Source organism: Streptomyces sp. NPDC029151 (assembly GCF_055564315.1).
This window is the reverse complement of record NZ_JBVHWQ010000007.1, coordinates 254,269-275,516: the sequence shown is the minus strand read 5'-3', so window position 1 is coordinate 275,516 and position 21,248 is coordinate 254,269. Positions and strand designations below refer to the sequence as shown.

The 21,248-nt window shown below is 74.2% G+C and carries 19 protein-coding genes; 15 read left to right on the top strand and 4 right to left on the bottom strand.

All coding sequences use genetic code 11. From position 1 onward, the window contains the following. Positions 1–58 precede the first annotated feature (58 nt). Positions 59–976: a LysR family transcriptional regulator gene (locus tag ACZ4VF_RS26180; protein ID WP_467928932.1), complete on the top strand. Its 918-nt coding sequence runs from the start codon at positions 59–61 to the stop codon at positions 974–976. A 63-nt stretch (positions 977–1,039) separates the two neighbouring features. Further along, positions 1,040–1,990 (top strand): phosphotransferase, encoded by a 951-nt coding sequence (locus ACZ4VF_RS26175; protein ID WP_467928931.1) that lies wholly within the window; start codon positions 1,040–1,042, stop codon positions 1,988–1,990. Positions 1,991–2,063: 73 nt separating this feature from the next. Here ACZ4VF_RS26175 and ACZ4VF_RS26170 read toward each other — a convergent pair whose 3' ends face one another. Then, positions 2,064–2,750 (bottom strand): gamma-glutamyl-gamma-aminobutyrate hydrolase family protein, encoded by a 687-nt coding sequence (locus ACZ4VF_RS26170; protein WP_467928929.1) that lies wholly within the window; start codon positions 2,748–2,750, stop codon positions 2,064–2,066. A gap of 218 nt (positions 2,751–2,968) precedes the next feature. After that, positions 2,969–3,706 carry a FadR/GntR family transcriptional regulator gene (locus ACZ4VF_RS26165; RefSeq protein WP_467928928.1) on the bottom strand — a complete coding sequence of 246 codons (738 nt, stop codon included), beginning with the start codon at positions 3,704–3,706 and terminating at the stop codon, positions 2,969–2,971. A 95-nt stretch (positions 3,707–3,801) separates the two neighbouring features. On the opposite strand from ACZ4VF_RS26165, the gene ACZ4VF_RS26160 reads away from it, so the two are divergent. Genes ACZ4VF_RS26160 through ACZ4VF_RS26150 form a run of 3 tightly spaced genes read left to right on the top strand, consistent with a single transcriptional unit; the run spans position 3,802 to position 7,324 of the window. Then, positions 3,802–5,160: a glutamine synthetase family protein gene (locus tag ACZ4VF_RS26160; protein ID WP_467928927.1), complete on the top strand. Its 1,359-nt coding sequence runs from the start codon at positions 3,802–3,804 to the stop codon at positions 5,158–5,160. A gap of 11 nt (positions 5,161–5,171) precedes the next feature. Beyond that, complete coding sequence (locus ACZ4VF_RS26155) at positions 5,172–6,545, top strand: aldehyde dehydrogenase family protein (RefSeq protein WP_467928926.1); 1,374 nt, start codon at positions 5,172–5,174, stop codon at positions 6,543–6,545. Next, positions 6,542–7,324 (top strand): 3-oxoacyl-ACP reductase, encoded by a 783-nt coding sequence (locus ACZ4VF_RS26150; protein WP_467928924.1) that lies wholly within the window; start codon positions 6,542–6,544, stop codon positions 7,322–7,324. The genes ACZ4VF_RS26155 and ACZ4VF_RS26150 overlap by 4 nt, the downstream gene beginning before the upstream one ends. A 7-nt stretch (positions 7,325–7,331) precedes the next feature. Here the strand turns inward: ACZ4VF_RS26150 and ACZ4VF_RS26145 are convergent, their stop codons facing one another. Then, positions 7,332–8,534, bottom strand: a complete 1,203-nt coding sequence (locus tag ACZ4VF_RS26145) for an amino acid deaminase/aldolase (RefSeq protein ID WP_467928923.1) — start codon at positions 8,532–8,534, stop codon at positions 7,332–7,334. A gap of 1,252 nt (positions 8,535–9,786) precedes the next feature. On the opposite strand from ACZ4VF_RS26145, the gene ACZ4VF_RS26140 reads away from it, so the two are divergent. The 3 genes from ACZ4VF_RS26140 to ACZ4VF_RS26130 all read left to right on the top strand — a co-directional run bounded on the left by ACZ4VF_RS26140 (position 9,787) and on the right by ACZ4VF_RS26130 (position 13,015). Continuing rightward, on the top strand, positions 9,787–10,662 hold the full coding sequence (locus tag ACZ4VF_RS26140; protein ID WP_467928922.1) for a hypothetical protein: 876 nt from the start codon (positions 9,787–9,789) through the stop codon (positions 10,660–10,662). After that, on the top strand, positions 10,659–11,819 hold the full coding sequence (gene mycP, locus ACZ4VF_RS26135; protein WP_467928921.1) for a type VII secretion-associated serine protease mycosin: 1,161 nt from the start codon (positions 10,659–10,661) through the stop codon (positions 11,817–11,819). Before ACZ4VF_RS26140 ends, mycP begins: the two co-directional genes overlap by 4 nt. Positions 11,820–12,283: 464 nt before the next feature. Continuing rightward, positions 12,284–13,015: an SseB family protein gene (locus ACZ4VF_RS26130; protein WP_467928919.1), complete on the top strand. Its 732-nt coding sequence runs from the start codon at positions 12,284–12,286 to the stop codon at positions 13,013–13,015. Position 13,016: 1 nt separating this feature from the next. On the opposite strand, the gene ACZ4VF_RS26125 is transcribed toward ACZ4VF_RS26130, so the two are convergent. Then, positions 13,017–13,391, bottom strand: a complete 375-nt coding sequence (locus ACZ4VF_RS26125; RefSeq protein ID WP_467928918.1) for a DUF1844 domain-containing protein — start codon at positions 13,389–13,391, stop codon at positions 13,017–13,019. Between the two features lie 342 nt (positions 13,392–13,733). On the opposite strand from ACZ4VF_RS26125, the gene infC reads away from it, so the two are divergent. The 7 genes from infC to pheT all read left to right on the top strand — a co-directional run bounded on the left by infC (position 13,734) and on the right by pheT (position 21,165). Beyond that, positions 13,734–14,423, top strand: a complete 690-nt coding sequence (gene infC, locus ACZ4VF_RS26120; RefSeq protein WP_467928917.1) for a translation initiation factor IF-3 — start codon at positions 13,734–13,736, stop codon at positions 14,421–14,423. Positions 14,424–14,536: 113 nt separating this feature from the next. Next, entirely contained in the window at positions 14,537–14,731 is a 195-nt protein-coding gene (rpmI, locus tag ACZ4VF_RS26115) for a 50S ribosomal protein L35 (RefSeq protein WP_004933563.1), read from the top strand. A gap of 98 nt (positions 14,732–14,829) precedes the next feature. Then, on the top strand, positions 14,830–15,213 hold the full coding sequence (gene rplT / locus ACZ4VF_RS26110) for a 50S ribosomal protein L20 (RefSeq protein WP_016642495.1): 384 nt from the start codon (positions 14,830–14,832) through the stop codon (positions 15,211–15,213). A 140-nt stretch (positions 15,214–15,353) separates the two neighbouring features. Next, positions 15,354–16,217 carry a TrmH family RNA methyltransferase gene (locus ACZ4VF_RS26105; RefSeq protein WP_467929177.1) on the top strand — a complete coding sequence of 288 codons (864 nt, stop codon included), beginning with the start codon at positions 15,354–15,356 and terminating at the stop codon, positions 16,215–16,217. Positions 16,218–16,264: 47 nt separating this feature from the next. Beyond that, positions 16,265–17,401 carry a sensor histidine kinase gene (locus ACZ4VF_RS26100; RefSeq protein ID WP_467928915.1) on the top strand — a complete coding sequence of 379 codons (1,137 nt, stop codon included), beginning with the start codon at positions 16,265–16,267 and terminating at the stop codon, positions 17,399–17,401. A 129-nt stretch (positions 17,402–17,530) separates the two neighbouring features. Continuing rightward, complete coding sequence (pheS, locus tag ACZ4VF_RS26095) at positions 17,531–18,652, top strand: phenylalanine--tRNA ligase subunit alpha (RefSeq protein WP_388324508.1); 1,122 nt, start codon at positions 17,531–17,533, stop codon at positions 18,650–18,652. Next, positions 18,652–21,165, top strand: a complete 2,514-nt coding sequence (gene pheT, locus ACZ4VF_RS26090) for a phenylalanine--tRNA ligase subunit beta (protein WP_467928914.1) — start codon at positions 18,652–18,654, stop codon at positions 21,163–21,165. The genes pheS and pheT overlap by 1 nt, the downstream gene beginning before the upstream one ends. Positions 21,166–21,248 lie beyond the last annotated feature (83 nt).

The following is a 21,248-nucleotide window of genomic DNA, read 5'->3' as shown; positions in this document are numbered from 1 at the left end:
CCGTGACCGATCACCCCTGACCAGGGAGTTCCCGCCTATGAGGGCATAAGCTGGTCTTATGACCAAGGCGGAGGACGAGCGGACGGCGTCCCTGGCGCACCGGGTGCCGGACCTCGCCGCGCTGGAGCTGCTGCTGGCCGTGGCACGGCTGGGCAGTCTCGGTGCGGCGGCCCGGGAGGTGGGCATCACACAGCCGGCCGCGAGCAGCCGGATCCGCTCCATGGAGCGGCAGCTGGGGGTCGCCCTCGTCGACCGCTCGCCGCGCGGCTCCCGGCTCACCGACGCGGGCGCCCTGGTCACCGACTGGGCCCGGCGGGTGGTGGAGGCCGCGGCGGCCTTCGACGCCGGGGCGCGGGCGCTGCGGGACCGGCGGGACTCGCGGCTCAGGGTCGCGGCGAGCATGACCATCGCCGAGTACCTGCTGCCCGGCTGGCTCCTGGCGCTGCACGCCGAACGGCCCGACACGGCCGTGTCGCTGCTCGCGGGCAACTCCGCGAAGGTCGCCGAACTGCTGCTGGCGGGCGACGCCGACCTGGGCTTCGTGGAGGGCCTGTCGGTCCCGCCGGGCCTGGACTCCACGGTCATCGCCCACGACCGGCTGATCGTCGTCACCGCGCCGGGCCATCCGTGGGCCCGCCGCCGGCGGCCCCTGACGGCGGCGGAGCTGGCCGCGACCCCGCTCATCCTGCGCGAGCGCGGCTCCGGCACCCGGCAGGTCCTGGACGTGGCGCTCGGCGGCCTGGCCCGCCCGCTGATCGAACTGTCCTCCACGACGGCGGTGAAGGCCTCCGCGGTCAGCGGGGCCGGGCCCTCCGTCCTCAGCGAGCTGGCGGTGGGGGAGGAGCTGTCGATGCGGCGGCTGGTCAGCATCCCCGTGGAGGGCGTATCGCTCCACCGGGACCTGCGCGCGGTCTGGCCGACCGGCCACCGCCCGACGGGCCCGGCCCGGGAACTGCTGTCGCTCACACGGGGGTGACGGGTCGCCACCAGGGGCGGAAAATGCCTGGCTGCGGCGCGGCCCGGCTCGTCATCATGCGGTATGACTCTCACCGCCCCGCCCGCCACCGGCGTCCGCACCCCCTGGGACGACCTCCCGGCCGTCGTCCGCGACGCCGTCGCGGAGGTGCTCGGGGCGCCCGTCGTGCGGGCCGTCACCCAGAGCGGCGGCTTCTCGCCGGGCGTCGCCGCCCGCGTGCGCACGGTCGCCGGCCGCACCGGGTTCGTCAAGGCGGTGAGCGCCGACACCAACCCGCACAGCCCCGGCCTGCACCGCAGGGAGGCCCGCAACGCCGCCGCGCTCCCGGCCGCCGTACCCGCGCCCCGGCTGCTCGGGTCGTACGACGACGGCACCTGGGTGGCGCTGGTCTTCGAGGAGGTGGCGGGCCACCAGCCCCGGGTGCCCTGGCAGCGGGCCGAACTGGACCGCGTGCTCGACGCCGTGACCGAGCTCGCCCGCACCGGCACCCCGTCCCCGGTCGACGCCCCGCCCGTCGCCGAGGCCCTCGCCGAGGCCTTCTCGGGCTGGCGCCGGCTCCTCGCGGGCGAGGCCGGGGACGTGCGCGGCCGGCTCGGCGCGTGGGTCGCCGGCCGCCTCCCGGAACTCGCGGCGCTGGCGGACGGATGGGCCGAGGGCGCGTCCGGGGACACCCTGGCCCACGGCGACCTCCGGGCGGACAACGTCCTGCTCACGGCCGACGGCGTCGTCTTCGTGGACTGGCCGCACGCCCTGCGCGCGGCGCCCTGGTTCGACCTGCTGGTCATGCTGCCGTGCGTGCGGGCCCAGGGCGGCCCCGACCCCGAGGAGGTGTTCACCGCGCACCCCCTCGGCCGGGCGGCGGACCCGGAGGCCGTGACCGCGGCGCTGGCCGCCCTCACGGGCTACTTCCTGCACGGCTCCCTCCAGCCGGCCCCGCCGGGCCTGCCCACCCTGCGCCCCTTCCAGCGCGCGCAGGGGGTGGCCGCTCTGGCGTGGCTGAGGGGGCGGTGGTGACGGGTCCGGCTGCGGCCGGGGCCGTCGGCCGTGCCCTTACCGCGTGCGCCGGGCGGGACCGCTCCGGCCCGGCTCAGGAGGCGGCGGTGACCAGGGCGCGCATCACCCGCAGGTCCTCGCCCATCTCGGGATGCCACTGCACGCCCAGCGCCCAGCCCCGCTCCGCCGGCAGTTCCACGGCCTCCACGGTGCCGTCCGCCGCGTAGGCCGACGGCACGAGGCCCTCGCCGAGCCGTTCCACCGCCTGGTGGTGGTACGTGGGCACGGTCATCTCCTCCGGGACGATCCCGGCGTACAGCGTGCCCGGCACCGGCTTCACCGGGTGCCCGCCGAACGCGCCGACCACCTCCGCGTGCCCGTCCAGGTGCTGGACGAGGGTGCCGCCGAGGGCGACGTTCAGCAGCTGCATGCCCCGGCAGACGCCGAGCAACGGCACCCCCGCCGCGAGCGCCGCCTCGATCAGCGCCAGCTCCCAGGCGTCCCGCTCCGGCGCGGGCGGCCCGGTGCGCGGTGAGCGCTCGGCGCCGTAGCGGGCCGGGTCGACGTCCGGGCCACCCGCGACGACCAGCCCGTCGAGCCGGGCCACCGCGGCCTCGGCGTGCTCCGGCGCGTCCGGCGGCAGCAGCGCCGCGAGCGCGCCCGCCCGCTGGACCAGCCGCGGGTAGCCGGCCGCCAGCAGCACCGCGTCCAGCTCCCACACCCCCCAGCGCACCCCGGACTCCAGATACGTGCTCACACCGATCAGCGGCCGTGCGGTCATGCTGCCCTCCCTGGAAAAAGCGCCCCGCTTCGTCAGTGCCCGGCCTGCTCGGGCCCGGCCTCGTCCGTGCCCGGCCTGTGCGTGCCCGGTTTCCCGAGCGCCGGCTCCGTCAGCGCCCGGCTCCACCGGTGCCCGGCTCCGTCAACGCCCGCGCTCACGCTGCCCACCGTAAAGGTAGCCAGCGGTACCTTTGTCGCCCCCACTCTCGCAGAACCGGCTCACGCCAGGAAGCCCCGCAGCAGCGCCGCGGTCCCCGCGCAGTGCTCGCGCATCATCTCCCGCGCCCCGTCCGCGTCCCCGTCCAGCACCGCCCCGACCAGCGCGGTGTGCTGCCGCTGGGAGTGCTCCAGGTTGCGCACCAGCAGCGGGATGCAGTCCAGCAGGTCGTTGACGGTGGCCCGGACCGCCGCGTACTGCGCGGTCAGCGACGGCGAACCGCACAGCTCGGCCAGCGTCAGGTGCAGCAGCGTGTCCGCCCGCCGGTACTCCGCGAGCGGTGCCTCGTGGGTGCGGTCGAGCGCCTCGCGCAGCCGCTGCCCCTGCTCCTCGGTCAGCCCGTGCGCCGCGCACAGCCCGGCCGCGCCCACCTCCAGCACCTCGCGGAAGCGGAGCACGTCCTCGATGTCGACCTCGGCGATCCGCCGCCGCAGCTCGTCCTCGCCGCCCGCGTCCGGGCGCGGCAGCACGAACGTTCCGCCGTACCGCCCGCGCCGTGCCTCCACCAGGCCCTGGTCCTGGAGCACCTTCAGCACCTCGCGCAGCGTCACCCGGCTGATCCCGAGCCGCTCCGCCAGCTCCCGCTCGGCCGGCAGCCGCTCGCCGCCCGGCACCAGGCCCAGCCGGACGACCTGCAGGATCTGTTCCAGCGCCTCCTCGAAACCGTTGCCGGCCCGCACCGGCCGCAGCACCGGGGCGAGCCGGTCCTGAAGGCCGCTCGTACCCGTGTCGTGCGACATCCGCCGTACCCCCTTCCCAAGCAATGGTTCTCCGCAATACCTTATGGCTCCCGGCCCGGCCGAAAAAGCGCGATGGCGCCGAAGGAGGCTCTCCCGTGGCAGACCGCACACCCCCGCTCAGCGTCGAGGAACTGCACGCCCTCGTCGCGAGCGGTGAGATCGACACTGTCGTCCTGGCCTTCCCCGACATGCAAGGGCGGCTCCAGGGCAAGCGGTTCGCCGCCCGCTTCTTCCTCGACGAGGTCCTGCACCACGGCACCGAGGGCTGCAACTACCTGCTCGCCGTCGACACCGAGATGAACACCGTCGACGGCTACGCGATGTCCTCCTGGGAGCGCGGTTACGGCGACTTCGCCATGCGCCCCGACCTCACCACCCTGCGCCGGATCCCCTGGCACCCCGGCACCGCCCTGCTCATCGCCGACCTCGCCTGGAACGACGGCTCCCCGGTCACCGCCGCGCCCCGCCAGATCCTGCGCCGCCAGCTCGACCGGCTCGCCGCACTGGGCCACACCGCCCAGGTCGGCACCGAGCTGGAGTTCATCGTCTTCAAGGACACCTACGAGCAGGCCTGGGACACCGGCTACCGCGGCCTCACCCCCGTCAACCAGTACAACATCGACTACTCCATCCTCGGCACCGGCCGCATCGAGCCCCTGCTGCGCCGCCTGCGCAACGACATGGCCGGCGCGGGCCTCACCGTCGAGTCCGCCAAGGGCGAGTGCAACCCCGGCCAGCACGAGATCGCCTTCCGCTACGACGAGGCACTGCGGACCTGCGACCAGCACGCCCTCTACAAGACCGGTGCCAAGGAGATCGCCGCGCAGGAGGGCGTCTCGCTCACCTTCATGGCCAAGTACAACGAGCGCGAGGGCAACTCCTGCCACATCCACCTCTCGCTCGCCGACGCCGACGGCCGCAACGTCATGGCCGACGGCGACGGGATGTCCGACGTCATGCGCCACTTCCTCGCCGGACAGCTCGCCGCCCTGCGCGACTTCACCCTCCTCTACGCCCCCAACATCAACTCCTACAAGCGGTTCCAGCCGGGCTCCTTCGCCCCCACCGCCGTCGCCTGGGGCCACGACAACCGCACGTGTGCGCTGCGGGTCGTCGGCCACGGCCGCTCCCTGCGCTTCGAGAACCGCCTCCCCGGCGGAGACGTCAACCCCCACCTCGCCGTCGCCGGCCTCGTCGCGGCCGGCCTGTACGGGGTCGAGCAGAAGCTCGAACTGCCCGAGCCCTGCTCCGGCAACGCCTACACCGCCGGCTTCGAGCACGTCCCGACCACCCTGCGCGAGGCCGCCGAGCTGTGGGAGAACAGCGCGATCGCCAGGGCCGCCTTCGGGGACGAGGTCGTCGCCCACTACCGCAACATGGCGCGCGTCGAGCTGGAGGCCTTCGACGCCGCGGTCACCGACTGGGAGCTGCGCCGCTCCTTCGAACGCCTGTGAAAGGTCACCACGTGTCCGACCCGAACGAGCTGACCGTCCTCAATCCCGCGACCGAGGAGACCCTCGCCACCGTCCCCGCCGCGAGCGAGGAGGACGTCGCCGCCGCCGTCGTACGGGCCACCCGCGCCCGGACCGGGTGGGCCGCCCTCGCCCCCGCCGACCGCGCCCGCCTGCTGCGCCGCTTCGCCGACACCGTCGACGCCCACACCGAGGAACTCGCCCTGCTGGAGGTCCGCGAGGCCGGCCACACGCTCGCGAACGCCCGCTGGGAGGCGGGCAACGCCCGTGACCTGCTCCTCTACGCGGCCGGTGGCGCCGAACGCCTGCTCGGCCACCAGATCCCGGTGCCCGGCGGCTGGAACGTCACCTTCCAGGAACCCCTGGGCGTGATCGGTGTGATCGCCCCGTGGAACTTCCCCATGCCGATCGCCGCCTGGGGCTCCTTCCCGGCCCTCGCCGCCGGCAACGCCGTGCTCCTCAAACCCGCCGAGACCACCCCGCTCACCGCCCTCCGGCTCGCGGAACTCGCCCTGGAGGCAGGCCTGCCCGAGCACGTCTTCCAGGTGCTGCCCGGCTACGGCCACACCGCCGGCCGCGCCCTGGTGGACCACCCGGACGTCGCCAAGATCGTGTTCACCGGCTCCACCCGCACCGGCCGCGAGGTCATGGAGCGCTGCGCCCGCCTGGTCAAACCGGTCACCCTCGAACTCGGCGGCAAGAGCCCCAACATCGTCTTCGCCGACGCCGACCTGAGATCCGCCCTCGACCCCTTCTCCTTCCTGGACAACGCCGGCCAGGACTGCTGCGCCCGCACCCGCATCCTCGTCCAGGAGACGGTGCTGGACGAGGCCCGCGCCTTCCTCGCCGACGCGCTGGCCGCCGTGGTCGTGGGCGACCCGGCCGACGAGAAGACCCGGATGGGCCCGCTGATCTCCGGCCGGCAGCGGGAGCGCGTACGGTCGTACGCCCCCGCGGACGCCCCGGCCCTGCGCGGCAGCGCACCCGACGGGCCCGGCTTCTGGTTCCCGCCGACCGTGCTCACCGGGGAACGGCCCGACAGCCCGGCCGCCCGCGAGGAGATCTTCGGGCCCGTGGCCGTCCTCCTGCCCTTCACCGACGAGCAGGACGCGATCCGCCTCGCCAACGACACCCCCTACGGCCTCTCCGGCTCCGTCTGGACCCGGGACGTGGGCCGCGCCCTGCGCGTGTCGCAGGCCGTCCGCGCGGGCAACCTGTCCGTCAACTCCCACTCCAGCGTCCGCTACTGGACCCCGTTCGGCGGCTTCAAGCAGTCCGGCCTCGGCCGCGAACTCGGCCCCGACGCCCTGACCGCCTTCACCGAGACCAAGAACGTCTTCATCAGCACGGAGGGCCCCGCACAGTGACCGACAACAGTGTTTGCCGCCGCCTGGTCGGCCGTACCGCCGTCGTGACCGGAGCCGGCAGCGGCATCGGACTCGCCTCCGCCCGCCGGCTCGCCTCCGAGGGCGCCCACGTCGTCTGCGCGGACGTCGACGAGGCCCGCGGCAAGGCCGCCGCGGAGGAGACCGGCGGACTCTTCGTGAAGACCGACGTGACCGACCCCGAGCAGGTGGAGGCGCTGTTCAAGGCGGCGTACGACACCTACGGCAGCGTCGACGTCGCCTTCAACAACGCGGGCATCTCCCCACCCGACGACGACTCCATCCTCGACACCGGCCTGGAGGCCTGGAAGCGGGTCCAGGAGGTCAACCTCACCTCCGTCTACCTGTGCTGCAAGGCCGCCATCCCCTACATGCGCCGGCAGGGAAAGGGCTCCGTCATCAACACGGCCTCCTTCGTGGCGCGGATGGGAGCGGCCACCTCCCAGATCTCCTACACGGCCTCCAAGGGCGGCGTCCTCGCCATGTCCCGGGAGCTGGGCGTGCAGTTCGCCCGGGAGGGCATCCGGGTCAACGCACTGTGCCCCGGCCCGGTCAACACCCCCCTGCTGCAGGAGCTGTTCGCCAAGGACCCGGAGCGGGCGGCCCGCCGGCTCGTCCACATCCCGCTCGGCCGGTTCGCCGAGGCCGAGGAGATCGCCGCCGCCGTCGCCTTCCTGGCCAGCGACGACTCCTCCTTCGTCAACGCCACCGACTTCCTGGTGGACGGCGGGATCGCCGGTGCGTACGTCACTCCGCTGTAGGGGGGCCTCAGAGGAACGTGTGCCCCTCACCCCGGTAGGTGGGCACGGTCGCGGTGACCGTGTCCCCCTCGATCAGGTGGAGGGCGTCGAACCGCTCGCACAGCTCGCCCGCCTTGGCGTGGCGGAACCACACCTTGTCGCCGATGAGCAGGTCGTCGGCGGGCGAGCCGAGCAGCGGGGTCTGCACCTCGCCGGGCCCCTCCTGCGGGTCGTAGGCCAGCCCCTCCGGCAGGTACGGCACCGGCAGCCGGTCGGGCCCGGCGACGCCGGAGGCCGGGTAGCCGCCGCCCAGCACGGTGACGACACCCACCCCGGGCCGCCGGACGACCGGCTGGGCGAAGAGGGCCGCCGGACGGCCGGTGAAGGACGAGTAGTTGTCGAACAGCCGCGGCACGTACAGCCCCGAGCCGGCCGCGATCTCGGTCACCGCCTCCTCGGCGGCGGTGTGCTGCACACTGCCGGTGCCGCCGCCGTTGACGAACTCCAGGTCCGGCGCGACCGCCCGCACCGCCCGCACCACGGCGGCCCGCCGCTCTGCCAGCTCCCGCCGGGCGGCGGCCTGCATCAGCCGGATCGCCCGCGAGCGCAGGGGCCGGCCGGCGACCGCGTCCCCGACTCCGGCGACGTGTCCCTCGTACGCCATGATCCCCACCAGCCGGAAACCCGGCCGCCGGCCCACCGACCGGGCCCGCTCGGCGAGTTGCGCCGGCGAGCGCAGCGGGGAGCGCCGCGCGCCGACCCGCACCCGGCCGCCGAGCAGCCGCAGCGAGGTGTCCAGCTCCAGGCACACCCGGACCACTTCACGCCCGCCGTCGCGGGAGGCGTCGATGAGGTCGAGCTGCGCCGGATCGTCCACCATCACCGCGACGGCACGGGCCAGTTTGGGGTCGGCGGTCAGCTCCGCGAACCCGGCCCGGTCGGCCGACGGATAGGCCAGCAGGACGTCCTCGAACCCCGAGCGCGCGAGCCACAGGGACTCCGCCAGGGTGAACGACATGATGCCCTGGAAGCCCTCCCTGGCCAGGACCCTCTCCAGCAGGGCCCGGCAGCGGACCGACTTGCTGGCGACCCGCACGGGCTTGCCCGCGGCGCGCCGGACCAGGTCGTCCGCGTTGGCGTCGAAGGCGTCCAGGTCCACGATCGCGAGAGGGGCGTCGAGATGGGCGGTGGCCCGGTCGTAACGGGCCCGGGCGGCGGCAGGCGCAGTCATGACGGAAGCCTGCCAGACAGGATTACCGCAGGGTAGGGGGACGTTCCGGGCAGATGCCCCGGCGTCGTGGACCGGTTCCGTCCCCACCCCCGGCAGCCCGTAGAGTGACGCGCACGTACGGCGGAAGCGCCCGGCACCCACGTGAACCGGGATGCCGCTCCGGCCGTACGGGTATGCGTGCCCGGAAGGACCTGTCGCACCGGGCGCGGCCGAGCAGCAGGACGGCCCGCGTACGGCAACGGCCCGGGCATGAGGAAACGGGGGGTGCATGAGCACGGAAGCGCGACACGCCCCGGCCGGTGACAGCGCGGGCCCCGCGTGGCACACCGACACCGCGCCCCCGGCCCACCCCCCGATGCCCTCCGCGCCCCCGGTTCCGGCCGACGACCCCGACGAGGAGCCGTCCGTCTTCACCCCGCGCGGCCCCCGCCCGCCGGCCGTCCCGCCCACGCGTCCCCACCGGCCCCGCCCGTCGACCGTCCCCGGACCGCCCGCCCCGACCAGCCCGCCCCCGCCTCCCGCCTCGGCCCGCTTCCCCGACGCCCCGCCGGCCGGCACGGAAGCGGAGCGCCAGGGCGACACCGGCCCGCTCGGCCGGCCGGCCCAGGGCCCCGCGACGCCCGCGGGCCCGGGCGCCGCGGCGACCGCGGAGAGCGGGGCGGCTTCGGCGACGGGGGCGTACCCGGCGCGCCCGGTGGGCCGACCGGGTCCCGTGGGCCGACCGGGTCCGGCCGGACCGGCGCCCCAGGGGGGTCCGGTGGGCTCGGGCGGTGGCGCGGCCTCGGCGGGCCCCGCCGCCCCCAGCGGTCCCGCACGGGCCGGGAGTTCCCCGACTTCTCCCCGTCCCGCACCTCCCACCTCGCCGACCACTCCGGCACCTGAGGCACCTTCGGCATCTCCCGCATCCGCCGCCGGCGCGGCGGCACGCGTGGTCGCGGCGGGGCCGGGCAGGGGCACGGCTCCCGGCGGGGCGCAGGTTCCGGGGGAGGGCACCGGGGACACGACGACGGCGCGGCTCCGGGCCGGCAGGCAGAGCGCACCGGCCGAGACGCGGTCGGAGACCACGGCCCGGTTGCGCCCGATCCGTCCGGCGTCCCCGGCGTCCGGGCCCGCGTCCGCCTCCCCGCGCGCCTCGGCACCCGGTCCCCGGCACCCCGCGCCCACGCACCCCACCCCCTCGGCACCCCCTCGCCCCGCTCCCGCGGGACGGCCCGCGGGACCGGCAGGAGGCCGTGGTGCCGCCTGGAGCCCGATGGCGCCCGCGCATCCCGCGAGCCCCGGCCCGGATCCGGCGCACTCCTGGGGTGCCGCGTCGGGCGGGCGGCCCGTGGTGTCCTTCGCGGAGCCCGACGTGTTCGGCGGGCGCACGCGCCGCCGGGTGGGCGCGCGCACCGTCGCTGCCGCCGCCTGCCTCGTGCTGGGACTCGGCCTCATCGGCGGCGCCGCGACCGGGAGCTGGCTCACCGGGGACGACGGGGCCGACGGCACCCGCAACCCGTTCGGCACCGCCCGGACGCTCTGGCACAGCGTGCCCGTGGACGAACTGTTCCCGCCCACCGTCCAGGGCACCGGCGCCGGCCCCGGCGGCGCCGACCGCACCTGGACCCGGATCGCCGTGGCCCCCGACAGCGGCTGCGCCCACGCCTTCGACCCGCTGCTGTACAAGGCGCTCGCCCCGGTCGGCTGCCAGCGGCTGCTGCGCGCCACCTACACCGACGCCACCCAGAGCTACGTCACCACCGTCGGCCTGCTGTTCACCAAGGCGGACCCGGCCGCCATGACCGCGCTCGCCGCCCGCTTCCGCGACGAACACCTCGACAGCCGTGCCGACTTGATGCCCCGGCCGTACGCCGCCGCCGGCACGGCCGCCGCCGCGTTCGGCGACCGGCAGCGGGCCTCCTGGACCCTCTCCGTCCTCACCGACGCCCCCGTCGTCGCCTACGCCGTCTCCGGCTGGGCCGACGGCCGTACCGTCGACGCCCCCCAGCCCGCCGCGGACGCCGTCCGCTCCGGCGCCACCACCGACCCGGCCCAGGCCGGCCTCGGCAACGAGGCGCAGGGCCTGGCCGACCGCGTCCAGCGGCGCCTGCGGAAAACCGTCGGCACGGCCACGGAGAAGCCTTCATGAAGCATGCCGCCAAGGCGGCGGTGAGCCTGCTGCTCGCCGGCTCCCTCGCCCTGCTGCCGTCCGCCACCGCCCACGCCGACGGCATCCGCGCCCAGCAGTGGGGCCTGTCCGCGCTCCACCTGGACGAGGCCTGGCGGACCACGAAGGGCCGCGGCGTCACCGTCGCCGTCCTGGACACCGGTGTGCAGACCGACCACCCGGACCTCGCCGGCAACGTCCTGCCCGCCAAGGACATGATCGGCTTCGGTGCCGAACCCGGCGACCGCACCTGGGGCCGGCACGGCACCGCCATGGCCGGCATCATCGCCGGGCACGGCCACGGAGCCGGGAACTCCGAGGGCGTCATGGGCGTCGCCCCCCAGGCCCGCGTCCTGCCCGTCCGGGTGATCCTGGAGGACGGCGACCCCGCCCGCGCCAAGGCCCGTACCACCCGCGGCAACGCGCTCGCCGACGGCATCCGCTGGGCCGCCGACCACGGCGCCGACGTCATCAACCTCTCCCTCGGCGACGACTCCGACTCCGCGCACCCCGAGCCGAGCGAGGACGAGGCGGTGCAGTACGCCCTGAAGAAGGGAGTGGTCGTCGTCGCCTCCGCGGGCAACGGCGGCGACAAGGGCGACCACGTCTCCTACCCGGCCGCCTACCCGGGCGTCATCGCCGCCGCCGCCGTCGACAAGTACGGCACCCGCGCCGCCTTCTCGACCCGCCGCTGGTACGCCGCCGTCAGCGCACCGGGAGTCGACGTCGTCATCGCCGACCCCGACCACAAGTACTACGCGGGCTGGGGCACGAGCGCGGCCTCCGCCTTCGTCTCCGGCGCCGCCGCCCTGATCAGGTCCGCCCATCCCGGCCTGGCCCCGGCCCAGGTCAAGAAGCTCCTGGAGGACACCGCGCGGGACGCCCCGGTGGGCGGCCGGGACGACTCCCGGGGGTTCGGCATGATCGACCCGGCGGCCGCGCTGAAGGCAGCCGCCCGCCTCGAACCCAGGGGCCTGCGCCCGGCGTCGTACGGCGACGAGTACTTCGGCGCCGGCCCGGACCACGCCACGGCCACGAGCGGCGCCTCCGACTGGGCGGCACCCCTCGCGGGCAGCCTGGGCGGGGTCCTGCTGGTGGCCGGCGTGATCCTGTGGCGGAGCCGCAGACGGCCGGCCTGAGCCGCCGTCCGGCGGTGTACCCGGTCTGCGGGCTGCGCGGCGGAGCACCGCGCAGCGGGCGCCCGGGGCCGGTCCGCGACCGGCCGACCAGGTGCGTTCCACGGCGCCCGACGGCGCGACCCGGCCGGACCGACGGCGACGAGGCCGGCCGGAGCGGCCGGGGAGGCCCGCCGCTCGGCGGACAGCGACGCCCAGTGGCCGACGCCCCACCGACGGACCTCGGCTACGGGGTGCGTGGGCAGGGAGCGGGCGCATCCGGAAGCCGGCAGGGGAACGGCGACGGCCGCGACGGCTCCCGGGCCACCGGCGGGTCGGGGATCATTCGCCGCCGGCCGCCTTCGCCGCCGCCTCCCCCCACCTGATGCCTTCCCGGGGCATCCCTGCGATTCCCCTGAGGGCGCGCGGGCCGCGGGCCGGGGACGTGCCTGTGGCGGCCCCGAGACGTGCCGATAGGGTCGGTGACCGTGGCGAACAAGAACATTCCCGACCCCGGCTTCTCCGACGACGACGGCTCCGCCGACCCCCGGCTGAGCGCCGCGCTCGCCGCCTGGGCCGAGGACCGCAGCGCCCTGGGGCCCGTCCTGGAGGCCCTCAAGGGCGCCCGTCTGCTGGTCCCCGTCGTCGCCGTGCTCGGCGAGGTCGAGGAGGACGAGAACGGGCTGCGCCGCGAGAAGACCAGCGACATGGCCGTCCCCACCCTGAAGGCCGGCGACCGCACCGCGCTGCCCGCCTTCACCTCCACCGAATCCCTCGCCCGCTGGGACCCCGCGGCCCGCCCGGTCGCCGTGCCCCTGCACCAGGCGCTCCAGGCCGCCGCGCACGAGAAGGCCGACACGGTCGTCCTCGACCTCGCCGGACCGGTGCCGTTCGAGCTGACCGGCCCGGCGCTGCTGGCCCTCGCCGAGGGCCGCACCAGCACCGACCCGCTCGCCGACCCCGCCGTGGTGGAGGCCGTCCGTACGGCGGTGGCGGCCGAGCCCGCCGTGCTGCGCGCCCACCTCGGCCCCGGGCGGGCCGACGGCACCCTCGCGCTCGTCCTCGACCCGGCGGCGCCGCCCGCCGAGGCCGCCCGCGCGGTCGCCGAGCGGCTGGCCGCCGACGAGACACTGCGGGCCCGCCTGGTGCGCGGCCTCGACCTGGCACTGCTGCCGGCCGGGACCACGCCTCCGGGCGAGCCCTTGTACGTGAAGGAGTAGATCAGCTGTAGACGGGGCCGGTGTACTTCTCGCCCGGCCCCTGGCCCGGCTCGTCCGGGACGATCGACGCCTCGCGGAACGCCAGCTGCAGCGACTTCAGGCCGTCGCGCAGCGGGGCCGCGTGGAAGGAGCTGATCTCGGTCGCGCCCGCGTCCAGCAGACCGGCGAGCGCGGTGATCAGCTTGCGGGCCTCGTCCAGGTCCTTGTACTTCTCGCCCTCCTCGCTCAGCCCGAGCTTCACGGCGGCGGCGCTCATCAGGTTGACGGCGACCGTCACGATCACCTCGACGGCGGGGACCTCGGCGATGTCCCGGGTCATCGCGTCGAAGTCGGGGACCTCTGAAGACTCAGCGGACTCGGCAGGGGTGTCACTCATGTCCCACACCATAGGTGGTCGGCCCCGGTGCCCCTCAATTAGCCCTTGTCAAGGGAGCCTGCTAGTCTGGAGGACGACCGGCTGGACATGACTGTGTCCGGCCCACAAGTGGAGGCTCCGATCTCCCACCCGACCGTCCCCCGGGACGGCGGGTCACCCGGTCAGGCGGCCCCCATCGTTCCGTACGGACGATGGAGTCGCCCGAAAGCGCGCCCCGCGGCATCGCGGCGGTGCTCCGGTAGTGCTTGGAGCCCCGCCTGTGATCGTCCGGGGCATTTTTTGTGCTTCGGCGCGGTTAGGTCTAACGAAAAGAGACGTTACGCGGCTGTCCGCCAGACCGCCGTGTGGTGCTACCGAGGAGGATCCATCAGCGCCGAGCCCCGCATCAACGACCGGATTCGCGTTCCCGAGGTGCGACTTGTCGGTCCCAGTGGCGAGCAGGTGGGCATCGTCCCGCTCGCGAAGGCACTGGAGCTTGCGCAGGAGTACGACCTGGACCTGGTCGAGGTCGCGGCGAACGCCCGTCCGCCCGTGTGCAAGCTCATGGACTACGGGAAGTTCAAGTACGAGTCGGCCATGAAGGCCCGTGAGGCGCGCAAGAACCAGGCGCACACGGTCATCAAGGAGATGAAGCTCCGGCCGAAGATCGACCCGCACGACTATGACACCAAGAAGGGTCACGTCGTCCGGTTCCTCAAGCAGGGCGACAAGGTCAAGATCACGATCATGTTCCGTGGCCGCGAGCAGTCCCGCCCCGAGCTGGGCTACCGACTGCTGCAGCGTCTCGCGGAGGACGTCCAGGACCTCGGTTTCGTCGAGTCGAACCCGAAGCAGGACGGCCGAAACATGATCATGGTCCTCGGTCCGCACAAGAAGAAGACCGAGGCGATGGCCGAGGCCCGCCAGGCGCAGGAGGCCCGCAAGGCCGAGGCGAAGGCGAACCCCGGCAAGTCGCAGAACGCCGCGGACCCGGACGCCGTGAACGCCGAAGGCCGCGACGAGGCCCCTGCCGAGGCTTCCGCCGAGGCGTGATCCCGGGGGACGTACGTCCCCGAGGATGTAACCGAAAGAAGAGCGACGCTCCACCGTGCCCGGTTCTCCACGACCGGGCACCGGAGCGCCACCGACGAGGAGATAACGGCGCTATGCCGAAGAACAAGTCGCACAGCGGTGCCAGCAAGCGCTTCAAGGTCACCGGCTCCGGCAAGGTGCTCCGTGAGCGCGCCGGCAAGCGCCACCTGCTCGAGCACAAGTCGTCCCGCGTCACGCGTCGCCTCACCGGCAACGCCGAGATGGCCCCGGGCGACGCCGCGAAGATCAAGAAGCTTCTCGGCAAGTGACGCCGCGGCGCCCTCTGAGCGCCGTGCGTCGGGACCGGGACCGAATCGTTTCCGGGTCGTGTGAAGACCCCCACGACCCCGCTACAAGGAGTTAACAAGTGGCACGCGTCAAGCGGGCAGTCAACGCCCACAAGAAGCGCCGGGCGATCCTCGAGCAGGCCTCCGGCTACCGCGGTCAGCGTTCGCGCCTGTACCGCAAGGCCAAGGAGCAGGTCACCCACTCGCTGGTCTACAACTACAACGACCGCAAGAAGCGCAAGGGCGACTTCCGTCAGCTGTGGATCCAGCGCATCAACGCCGCTGCCCGCGCCAACGGCATCACCTACAACCGCTTCATCCAGGGTCTGAAGGCCGCGAACATCGAGGTCGACCGCAAGATCCTGGCCGAGCTGGCCGTGAACGACGCGAACGCCTTCGCGGCGCTCGTCGAGGTCGCGCAGAAGGCGCTGCCGTCGGACGTCAACGCCCCGAAGGCCGCGTGACGCCGCGCTGGCTCTGAGCCGACGTTCACTCGAGGACCCGCAGGCTTCACGGCTTGCGGGTCCTGCTGTTGTGGGCTTCCCGCCGGTGCCGGACAAGAAGACCCGCCGAGAAGAAGACTCTCCTGAAAGTGACGAAGAGGATGGCCCCCGTCAGCCCCGAGCTGATCTCCCCCCGTTCCGCCCGTGTCTCCGCCGCCCGACGGCTCGCCAAGCGGAACTTCCGGGGCAAGGACCGGCTGTTTCTCGCCGAGGGGCCGCAGGCCGTGCGGGAGGCTGCCGGGCACCGGACCGGGGGACAGGCGACGCTGGTCGAGCTGTTCGCGACGGTCGAGGCCGCGGAGCGGTACGCCGACATCGTCGGAGAGGCCCGGGACGCCGGCGCCCGGGTGCACCTGGCCTCCGAAGAGGTCATCGCCGAGATCTCCACCACCGTCACCCCACAGGGGCTGGTCGGAGTCTGCCGGTTCCTCGACACCCCCTTCGAGGAGATCCTCAGGAGCCGGCCCCGGCTGGTCGCCGTCCTCGCGCACGTACGCGACCCCGGGAACGCCGGGACCGTGCTGCGCTGCGCCGACGCCGCCGGCGCCGAGGCCGTCATCCTCACCGACGCCTCCGTGGACCTGTACAACCCCAAGGCCGTACGGGCCTCCGTCGGCTCCCACTTCCATCTGCCCGTCGCCGTGGGCGTCCCCGTCGAGCGGGCCGTGGCCGGGCTGAAGGAGGCCGGGGTGCGCATCCTCGCGGCCGACGGTGCCGGCGACCGCGACCTGGACGAGGAGCTGGACAAGGGGACGATGGGCGGCCCGACCGCCTGGGTGTTCGGCAACGAGGCGTGGGGGCTCCCGGAGGAGACCCGCGCCCTCACCGACGCCGTCGTCCGCGTCCCCATCCACGGGAAGGCCGAGAGCCTGAACCTGGCCACCGCCGCCGCCGTATGTCTCTACGCGTCGGCCCGCGCACAGCGCGCCTCCGGAGGGTGCCGTTCCGTCACCGAGAGCCAGTAGGGTGACCAGCGCGGGGCCCTGCGCCGTCTGAGAGGTGGGGTACGGGGATGACTGTGGCCGGCACGAGCACCGCGCCGGAAGGGCGGGACGCGCGGCGCGCACCCGCGTCCGGGCCCGCCGACGGCTGCCCGGGCGTCGATCCCGACCAGCTGCCCGACGGCCTCGTCGTCGCCGACGACAAGGGCCGCGTGACCTGCTTCAACGCCGCCGCCGCGCGGATCACCGCGGTCCGGCCCGCCGACGCCCTCGGACAGCCCCTGGAGAAGGTGCTGCCCCTGGAGGACCTGGAGGGACGGCGCTGGTGGCAGCTCACCGACCCCTACGGCGGGCTGCCGATCCGGGTCCGGCAGCCCGAGCGCAACCTGCTGCTGCCCGGCGGCCGGGAGGTGCTCGTCACCGCCCGCTACGTACGGGACGAGCCGCTGGGGCCGGTCCGGTCCGTGGTCGTCTGCCTCCGTGACACCGAGGCCCGCCGGCGTACCGAGCGCAGCCACGCCGAGCTGATCGCCACCGTCGCCCACGAGCTGCGCTCCCCGCTCACCTCCGTGAAGGGCTTCACCGCCACCCTGCTCGCCAAGTGGGAACGCTTCACCGACGACCAGAAGCGGCTGATGCTGGAGACCGTCGACGCCGACGCCGACCGGGTCACCCGGCTCATCGCCGAGCTGCTGGACATCTCCCGGATCGACTCCGGCCGGCTGGAGGTGCGCCGCCAGCCCGTCGACATCGGGGCCGCCGTCTCCCGGCACATCCAGGCCTACGTCGCCGCCGGCCAGCGCGCCGACCGCTTCCTGCTCCGCATCGAACAGCCCCTGCCCGCGCTGTGGGCCGACCCCGACAAGATCGACCAGGTGCTCAGCAACCTCATCGAAAATGCCGTGCGGCACGGAGAGGGAACCGTCACCATTGACGTCACGCCCGCACCGTCCCCGCGCGAGGGCGAGGAAACAGGCACGTCGGTCACGGTGAGCGACGAGGGGCCCGGCATCCCGGAGGAGTCCATGAACCGCGTCTTCACCCGCTTCTGGCGGGGCAGCAAGCGCGGCGGCACGGGCCTCGGGCTGTACATCGTCAAGGGCATCGTGGAGGCCCACGGCGGCTGCATCACGGTCGGCCGCGCCGCGAGCGGCGGCGCCGAGTTCCGATTTACTTTGCCCGTGGCGGCCCCGGCGTATCTCGCCTGACGGCCCACGGGCGCATTCGCATACCTCCACCCCGTTAGACTCGGCCTTTGGCACCTTTGTGTCCTTCACGCGGCCCTCGCGAGTCGGTGACGGGGACCATCCGCCAGCCAATCGGAAGCACGGGAAGAGATGTCGGCACCCAATAAGTCGTACGACCCTGTCGAGGTCGAGGCGTTGAAACCGGAAGAGATCGAGCGCATGCGGGACGAGGCGCTCGCCGCCTTCGCCGCCGCGGACTCCCTCGACGCGCTCCACGAGGCCAAGGTCGCCCACACCGGCCCGGCCTCCCCGCTGGCCCTCGCCAACCGCGAGATCGGCGCCCTGCCCCCGCACGCCAAGGCCGAGGCCGGCAAGCGCGTCGGCATGGCCCGCGGCGCCGTGAACAAGGCGCTCGCCGCCCGCCAGGCCGAGCTGGAGGCCGAGCGTGACGCCCGGGTGCTGGTCGAGGAGGCGGTGGACGTCACGCTGCCCTACGACCGCGTCCCGGCCGGCGCCCGGCACCCGCTGACCACGCTCTCCGAGCGCATCGAGGACATCTTCGTGGCCATGGGCTACGAGGTGGCCGAGGGTCCGCAGGTCGAGGCGGAGTGGTTCAACTTCGACGCGCTCAACATCGGCCCGGACCACCCGGCCCGCGGCGAGGCCGACACGTTCTTCGTGCAGGGCCCCGACGGCGGCACCGAGTCCGGCATGGTGCTGCGCACCCACACCTCGCCCGTGCAGATCCGCTCGATGCTCGACCGCGAGCTGCCGGTCTACGTGATCTGCCCGGGTGTCGTCTACCGCACCGACGAGCTGGACGCCACCCACACCCCGGTGTTCCGCCAGGTCGAGCTGCTCGCCGTGGACGAGGGCCTGACCATGGCCGACCTCAAGGGCACCCTGGACCACATGGTCCAGTCGCTGTTCGGCGAGGGCATGAAGACCCGGCTGCGGCCCAACTTCTTCCCCTTCACCGAGCCGAGCGCCGAGATGGACATGCTCTGCTACGTGTGCAAGGGCGAGTCCGTGGGCAACCCCGACCGGCCCTGCCGCACCTGCTCCAGCGAGGGCTGGATCGAGCTGGGCGGCTGCGGCATGGTCAACCCGCGGGTCCTCACGGCCTGCGGCATCGACCCGGAGAAGTACAGCGGCTTCGCCTTCGGGTTCGGCATCGAGCGGATGCTGATGTTCCGCCACAACGTCGAAGACATGCGAGACATGGTCGAGGGTGACGTCCGGTTCACCCGGCCGTTCGGGATGGAGATCTGATGCGGGTCCCGCTTTCTTGGCTGCGGGAGTACGTCGACCTGCCGGCGACGGAGACCGGCCGCGACGTCCAGGCCAAGCTCATTTCGGCCGGCCTGGAGGTCGAGACCGTCGAGCAGCTCGGCGCCGACCTCAAGGGCCCGCTGGTCGTCGGCCAGGTGCTGACCATCGAGGAGCTGGAGGGCTTCAAGAAGCCGATCCGCTTCTGCACGGTCGACGTCGGCCGGGCCAACGGCACCGGTGAGCCCCAGGAGATCGTCTGCGGCGCCCGCAACTTCGCGGTCGGCGACAAGGTCGTCGTGGTCCTCCCCGGCGCGACGCTCCCCGGCGGCTTCTCCATCGCCGCCCGCAAGACCTACGGCAAGACGTCCCACGGCATGATCTGCTCCAGCGACGAGCTGGGCATGGGCGACGACGGCACCCACGGCATCATCGTGCTGCCGCCGGAGACCGAGGTCGGCAAGGACGCCATCGAGCTGCTCGAACTGGTCGACGAGGTCCTGGACATCGCCGTCACCGCCAACCGCGGCGACTGCCTGTCCATCCGCGGCGTCGCCCGCGAGACCGCCATCGCCTACGGCCTGCCGCTGCGCGACCCTGCCCTGATCGACGTACCGGCCCCGAACGCCTTCGGCTACCCGGTGCAGGTCTCCGATCCGTTCGGCTGCGACCGCTTCACCGCCCGCACCGTCACCGGCCTGAGCCCCGAGGCCCGCTCCCCGATCTGGCTCCAGCGCCGGCTGCAGAAGGTCGGCATGCGCCCGATCTCGCTCGCCGTCGACGTCACGAACTACGTGATGATGGAGCTGGGCCAGCCCCTGCACGCCTACGACCGCAAGCTGGTCCAGGGCACCATCGGCGTGCGCCGGGCCGAGGAGGGCGAGAAGCTCGTCACCCTCGACGGCGTCGAGCGCACGCTGCACGCCGAGGACCTGGTCATCACCGACGAGCGCGGCCCGATCGGCCTCGCCGGTGTCATGGGCGGCGCCCACACGGAGATCGCCGACCACGAGGACGGCGTGAACGGCACCACCGACGTGGTGATCGAGGCGGCCCACTTCGACCCCGTCTCCGTCGCCCGTACCGGCCGCCGCCACAAGCTGCTGTCCGAGGCGTCCCGCCGCTTCGAGCGCGGCGTCGACCCGCAGGCCGCCGCGGCCGCCGCGCAGCGCACGGTGGACCTGCTGGTCCTGCTCGCCGGCGGTACGGCCGAGGCCGGTGTCACCGAGGTCATCGCGCCCTCGGCCCCGCACACCATCACCATCCCCGCCGACCACCCGGACCGGGTGGCGGGCGTCGAGTACGGCCGGGAGACGGTCGTCCGCCGCCTCCAGCAGGTCGGCTGCGACGTCTACGGGCAGGACGAGCTCATCGTCACGGTCCCGTCCTGGCGGCCCGACCTGACCGACCCGAACGACCTCGCCGAAGAGGTCATCCGGCTCGAAGGCTACGAGAACCTGCCCTCCACGCTGCCCAAGCCCCCCTCGGGCCGCGGTCTCACCCACCGCCAGCGGCTGCACCGCAGGACCGGCCGCGCACTGGCCGGCGCGGGCTACGTCGAGGCGCCGAGCTACCCCTTCGTCAGCGAGCAGGTCTTCGACCAGCTCGGCCTGGAGGCCGACGACCCGGCCCGCCGGGTCGTCAAGCTGGTCAACCCGCTCAGCGACGAGGAGCCCGCGCTGCGCACCACGCTGCTGCCGGGCCTGCTCGGCGCGCTGCGGCGCAACGCCGGCCGGGGCTCGCACGACCTGGCGCTGTTCGAGACGGGGCTGGTGTTCCACCCGCGCGAGGAGCAGCGCGTCGCCGCGCACCTGCCCGCCGACCGGCGTCCCAGCGACGAGGAGATCGCCGCGCTGGACGCCGCGCTGCCCGAGCAGCCGCGGCACGTCGCCGTCGTCCTCGCCGGCGCTCGCGAGCAGGCCGGCTGGTGGGGCAAGGGCCGTCCCTCGGACTGGGCCGACGCCGTCGAGGCGGCGCGCACCGTGGCCCGCGAGGCCGGCGCCGAACTGGTCGTGCGCAAGGGGCAGTACGGTCCCTGGCACCCCGGCCGCTGCGCCGAACTGGTCGTCGTCACCGACGGCACGGAGCAGGTCGTGGGTCACGCGGGCGAACTGCACCCGCGGGTCCTCAAGGCCCTGGGCCTGCCGGAGCGCACCTGCGCGGCGGAGCTGGACCTGGACGCCCTGGAGGCGGTGGGCGACGGCGTCCCGCGGGCGCCGCGGATCTCCGCGTTCCCGGTCGCCACGCAGGACGTCGCCCTCGTGGTCGACCAGTTCGTGCCGCACGCCGACGTGGAGGCCGCGCTGCGTGAGGGCGCGGGGGAACTCCTGGAGTCCATCCGGCTGTTCGACGTGTACGAGAACGCCGAGCAGCTGGGCGACGGGAGGAAGTCGCTGGCGTACGCGCTGCGCTTCCGCGCCGGGGACCGGACGCTGACCGTGGACGAGGCCTCGGCCGCGCGGGACGCGGCGATCGCCCTCGCGGGCGAGCGGACCGGTGCGGTCCTGCGGGGCTAGTCGCCGCCGGGGTTGGCGTCGGGGGGGGGGGGGGGGGGGGGGGGGGGGGGGGGGGGGGGGGGGGGGGGGGGGGGGGGGGGGGG

Coding starts and splice junctions, on each gene's coding strand:
- ACZ4VF_RS26180 (WP_467928932.1), top strand. CDS start 59: ATGACCAAGGCGGAGGACGAGCGGACGGCGTCCCTGGCGCACCGGGTG.
- ACZ4VF_RS26175 (WP_467928931.1), top strand. CDS start 1,040: ATGACTCTCACCGCCCCGCCCGCCACCGGCGTCCGCACCCCCTGGGAC.
- ACZ4VF_RS26170 (WP_467928929.1), bottom strand. CDS start 2,750: ATGACCGCACGGCCGCTGATCGGTGTGAGCACGTATCTGGAGTCCGGG.
- ACZ4VF_RS26165 (WP_467928928.1), bottom strand. CDS start 3,706: ATGTCGCACGACACGGGTACGAGCGGCCTTCAGGACCGGCTCGCCCCG.
- ACZ4VF_RS26145 (WP_467928923.1), bottom strand. CDS start 8,534: ATGACTGCGCCTGCCGCCGCCCGGGCCCGTTACGACCGGGCCACCGCC.
- ACZ4VF_RS26140 (WP_467928922.1), top strand. CDS start 9,787: ATGGCGCCCGCGCATCCCGCGAGCCCCGGCCCGGATCCGGCGCACTCC.
- mycP (WP_467928921.1), top strand. CDS start 10,659: ATGAAGCATGCCGCCAAGGCGGCGGTGAGCCTGCTGCTCGCCGGCTCC.
- ACZ4VF_RS26125 (WP_467928918.1), bottom strand. CDS start 13,391: ATGAGTGACACCCCTGCCGAGTCCGCTGAGTCTTCAGAGGTCCCCGAC.
- rpmI (WP_004933563.1), top strand. CDS start 14,537: ATGCCGAAGAACAAGTCGCACAGCGGTGCCAGCAAGCGCTTCAAGGTC.
- ACZ4VF_RS26105 (WP_467929177.1), top strand. CDS start 15,354: ATGGCCCCCGTCAGCCCCGAGCTGATCTCCCCCCGTTCCGCCCGTGTC.
- ACZ4VF_RS26100 (WP_467928915.1), top strand. CDS start 16,265: ATGACTGTGGCCGGCACGAGCACCGCGCCGGAAGGGCGGGACGCGCGG.
- pheS (WP_388324508.1), top strand. CDS start 17,531: ATGTCGGCACCCAATAAGTCGTACGACCCTGTCGAGGTCGAGGCGTTG.
- pheT (WP_467928914.1), top strand. CDS start 18,652: ATGCGGGTCCCGCTTTCTTGGCTGCGGGAGTACGTCGACCTGCCGGCG.